3 protein-coding genes are annotated in these 4,235 nt (G+C 32.0%); all 3 read right to left on the bottom strand.

Annotated features, from left to right (window positions below; translation table 11 throughout):
- Window positions 1-228: 228 nt before the first annotated feature.
- The 3 genes from Q0C22_RS06720 to Q0C22_RS06710 are packed head-to-tail and all read right to left on the bottom strand — an operon-like array spanning window position 229 to window position 4,070.
- The gene (locus Q0C22_RS06720; RefSeq protein ID WP_291493049.1) at window positions 229-1,731 is read right to left on the bottom strand and encodes an NAD(P)/FAD-dependent oxidoreductase; all 1,503 of its coding nucleotides are present in this window, start codon (window positions 1,729-1,731) and stop codon (window positions 229-231) included.
- Window positions 1,715-2,128, bottom strand: a complete 414-nt coding sequence (locus tag Q0C22_RS06715; RefSeq protein ID WP_291493047.1) for a GtrA family protein — start codon at window positions 2,126-2,128, stop codon at window positions 1,715-1,717. Before Q0C22_RS06715 ends, Q0C22_RS06720 begins: the two co-directional genes overlap by 17 nt.
- Window positions 2,103-4,070, bottom strand: coding sequence for a hypothetical protein (locus Q0C22_RS06710; protein ID WP_291493045.1), 1,968 nt, complete (start codon window positions 4,068-4,070; stop codon window positions 2,103-2,105). Before Q0C22_RS06710 ends, Q0C22_RS06715 begins: the two co-directional genes overlap by 26 nt.
- Window positions 4,071-4,235 lie beyond the last annotated feature (165 nt).

The raw sequence follows: 4,235 nt of genomic DNA, 5'->3' as shown, positions 1-4,235 counted from the left end.
AAAATATAAGTTGTCGTTATCCTGAAGCGCCAGCAAAGCCAGTCATTCTGAAGAGTCAATTCCCGTCATCCTGAAGCGTAAGCGAAGTCAGTCATCCTGAACGCATGTGAAGGATCTACTTATGAGATTCAAGGTAGTTTAAAATTTGTTATTTGAAAAAAACCACCTTTATTAATCCAATAGATCACAAAACGCTTTAAAACAATTAAAACACTGTACAAAGTAAATTTAATTTTCCTCGTGATAATCATCATCTACATTTATATCCCATATAGCGCTTTTGTCTAATTTGCCACTTAAAATGCAATTAACCGCTTCTTTTGCTGTTAGCATTGAGTGGTCCTGGTTATTGTAGCGGTGCATACCGTTTCTGCCGATTAAAAAAAGATTTTCAAATTTGTTAAAGTAGTTTTTTACCAAATCAAATTTTTCGTAAGTTCCAAAATATGCTGGATAAGCTTTCTTTTGCCTTATAACTGTACCATCTATGAAATCAAATTTTTTGGCAATGCCGATTTTTTCAAGCTCGCCTAAACCAAGCTCAATAAGCTCCTTATTGCTTGCCTGCCACAATTTATCGCCTTCATTGCAAAAATACTCAAGTCCAAGCCAAACTGTATTAATATCTGCTATCATAAAAGGACTCCAATTATTAAAAAGCTGAATTCTACCCATTTTGACATTTGGTTCCTGGACATAAATCCAATTGTCTGGTATCCTGCAAGCACCTGCTTCTTTGCGGTAGTTTTTGCTTTGTATGGCTAATTTTTCATAAAGCAATCCTATGCTTATAAAGTCTCTGTACTGCAAATTTGTAGCTATATTAAACACATCTTCTTCAATTTCTGGTCTTATTCCTAAAGCTAAATCTTTTATAGGCATTGTTGAAACAAAATAATCCGATTTAACCGCATCCACCTCTGAGGTAGTTGTATCTAAAAAAGTTAAAGAATCTATCCTGTCTCCAATTTTTTCAAAATAAAGCGCCTTTGTGTTTAACTTGAGTTTTGCACCGCTATCTATGGCTTTTTGAATAGCCGTTTCCCACAACTGACCTGGTCCAAGTTTTGGATAATCAAACTCTTCTATCAAAGTAGTAGCAGATGCTGAATTTTTTAAAAATAAAGACTTAAACGCATGAAGTATTGCTTTTGATATATCGAGACTTTTTATCCTCTGTGCACCCCATTCTTTACTGATATTTTTGCAAGATACACCCCAAACTTTTTGAGTATAGTCTCTAAAAAAGGTTTCATACAACCCAACGCCAAACCTATTGATAAAAAAATCCTCTAAATTTTTCTCTGGCTTTATAGGATCAATTCGCGCTTTAATGTAGTCTTTTAAAAAGCTAATTCCCCTAAAAAATCCAATATTAAGTGCCGTATTGAAATTTAGTTTCAGCGGGTAATCATAAAATTTTTTCTCAAAGTAAATTCGAGACAATCTATCCCGCTTTAGCATACATTTATCTTTTATATAAGCTTCTTCAAGTGTACATGGCTCTAAAAGTTCCATCCACCATCTTTTTACCCACTCTGATTTTGAAAAAAACCTGTGACCGCCTATGTCAATGCGGTTTTGCTTGTAATTAATTGTTTTTGATATGCCGCCTACCTGAGAGTCTTGCTCTAAAATAAGCACTTTTTTATTATTTCTTGCAAGCTCTAATGCGCATGTTATACCAGCAGGTCCTGCTCCAATTATAACTACATCAAATAATTCTGTCATATTTTTTCCATTTTGTATAAAGCAACAATTTTCTTGCACCAAAATTAAAAACAAAAGAAAAAACTGCAGCTATCATTTTAGCCCAGAAAGGCCCAATAATAAGCCAAAAAAGGCCTGCATAAATTACCGCTTCATTTACTAAAAGTCCGCCAAAGCCAATAATTGCAAAAATTCCAAATTCTATGTGGTATTTTTTTATCTTTCTATAGCTAAATACCCATTTTATAGATAATATGTAGTTTACAAAAAGCCCGGCAATGTAGCCAATAGAAGCAGAAATCAAATAATTATGCATTAATTTGCCAAGCACTAGATATATTGCCATATCAACAGCAAGACTTACACCGCTTGTTATAAGATACTTAATAAACTCAATTTCTAAGTGTTTTACAATCATACAAATATAGATTATCAAACCCGTCTTTTATTCCTGTATGCCAGATAGCTACAGGCTTATAAATCAGTTTTGTTTGACTTACAATAAAACCTAAATTTTTATCAGCAAAACAAAGGTTTAAAATATCTTTTTTATTGTTTTTTACCAGATTTAAGCGTTTTTCAATTAAAAACGCGCTTTTTCTATTGAATAAATCACCAGAACACTGCTGTCTTGAATAAAAACACGGCCTATCAAACAAAATCCACACATATTTTAATTGCCCGTTAAAATATACAGAAGAATCCTCTGGAATGTATTTGTAAAACGGATTATTTGTAGTGTGAGTTTCAATGTACAAATCCCACTTCCCCCTTTGGTCCCAAAGCAAAATAGATAAAACAAACAAACTAAAAATCAAAACATAACCTAAAGCCTTTAATCTTAAAATTAAAATAAACAATATTCCTATAATAAACAGTACAAAAGCTCTATTCAGCATGTATGGATTAGCGTTAAAACCTAAAAAATAATTGAAACTACTAAAATCAATACCAAAAAAACTCACAGCTAAAGCTACAATAGAGCTTGCGCTTACTATATAAAGGAGTTTTTCGTCAATCCTTATACCTTTTGCAAAAGCGTAAAACAAAACCATTGCCAAAGTAAAATAAGCACATCTTTCCATTACAAGCAAATTAAATTGAAAATCTATAGGGTAAAAACTAATCTCATAAAGCCATATAAATCTCTCACATAAAACTAAAATTGTCAAAGTAAAAAGCCAGGTAAAATTTTTTCTTTCAAATAATCTTTTAATATTTTCATCAAAATTCAAATTTGTTTTATAAAAGATTAAGATAGTTATGGCAAGCAAAAAAGCTTCAAAAAATGTAGTGTAATCATTTTCTATTTGATTTAGTAATATACTTATAAAAATAATTGTCAAAATTTTGCCAACATAATTTTTTGTCCACATTTTATAAGTCAAATAAGGCAAAAATGCCATGTCTATTAATTGCAAAACCCAGCTTATTCGCCACAATTGCAGACTTACAGCAAGGACATTTCTTGTCATATCGCCAATTTGTGCTAAACTAAAAAAAACAACACAGGCAACAACTATGCTTTTAAATAAATCTTTTAACTTTTTGTTTTCTACATAAAATATGCCTGCTACAGCTATAAAAAAATTAACAATAAGGCAAAACCAGTTGCCGTTTCTCCACTTGCTTAAAATACAAAAAGGGTTGTGGATGTTTACCAAATGCCACCATGCATTATCGTATGTCAGAAAAAGCTTGTTAAAAGGGTGAATGCCTAAATATGCGCCTATTACAATAAAAATTATGCCTAAAACCAAAGCAATGTAGCCAGATTTGTATTGCTTGCTAAACAAAAACCATAAAATAAACACTGCAGGCAATGCCACCAAAGGATGTATTAATCCAGCCAAAAAACCTAAACCAAATGCTAAAAACCACTTATTGTCCAAACCAAAATACAAAGCAAAAAGACTTAAAGGTTCAGCAAATGAACGTGCTGTAAGAAAGGGCTCCCCATAAGAAAAAATCCCATAGCCACCGTAAAATGGGTTTGCTATAGATAAAACAATTATGCCAAAAAATGCAAAATCAAAATTTGTAAACTTTTTAATAAGCAAAAATACGCTTGTAAAAAAAGCACTTTGTGCGATCAATAGCAAAAAAATGCTTGCAAAATTCAACCCAAAAAGTTTAATAAAAAATGCATAAAAAGGCGAAAAAATAGTGTAGTTGTTTTGAGAGCCAAAAACAAAAAAAGGATCAAGCTTAAGATTTGAGTGAAGCTCTAAAAGTGCTTGACCCATATAAAGTATGCCATCATGCCTTATGCCATTATAGGCATGTGTTAAAATAAATGTTGATACAGCAAGCAAAAGATAAAAAAATTGATCAAGTTTTGTTTTAGTGATTTTTTCCATAATTACATCCTGTCATGCTGATGCGTCCTTTTTTTGTCATTGTAAATGTTTTTTTGTCAATGTAAAGTGTTTTTTGTCATCCTGAAGCGTTTTTTGCCATCCTGAAACGCAATTTTTTGTCATCCTGAGCGTAAGCGAAGTCAGTCATCCTGAAGCGTAAGCGAA

The sequence above is a fragment of the Desulfurella sp. genome (genome assembly GCF_023256235.1).
Classification (GTDB): domain Bacteria; phylum Campylobacterota_A; class Desulfurellia; order Desulfurellales; family Desulfurellaceae; genus Desulfurella.
This window is presented reverse-complemented; position numbering and strand designations above follow the sequence as displayed.